Genomic DNA, 266 nt, shown 5'->3' with positions numbered 1-266 from the left:
GGCAGAGTCGATAGGAATAACAGGAATGGAAAAGTGTTCACTGGCAGCTTTACAGACGGCTTCAAAGTCATCGCCAATCAGAGCCGGCACACAGGTGTTATAAACAAATACCGCGGTGGGTGAATAACGATCCAGCGCCTGACCAATACTATGGAACAGACGCTTTTCGCCACGTCCCATAATCACATCTTCTTCTGACAGATCGGTTGTCATGCCGATACGGTACAGCTCGGACCCTGAAGAGCGTGTGCCACGGTTATCCCAGG

General features: G+C 50.8%; 1 protein-coding gene. It reads right to left on the bottom strand.

Features of this window, described 5'->3' with window-relative positions; translation table 11 throughout:
* A partial coding sequence (locus H4O21_RS25170; protein WP_220495920.1) for a nitrogenase component 1 occupies positions 1–266 on the bottom strand: 266 nt, incomplete at both ends.

Origin of the sequence: Oceanospirillum sediminis (genome assembly GCF_014164585.1) — a bacterium.
In the GTDB taxonomy this organism is placed as follows: domain Bacteria; phylum Pseudomonadota; class Gammaproteobacteria; order Pseudomonadales; family Halomonadaceae; genus Oceanospirillum; species Oceanospirillum sediminis.
This window is presented reverse-complemented; position numbering and strand designations above follow the sequence as displayed.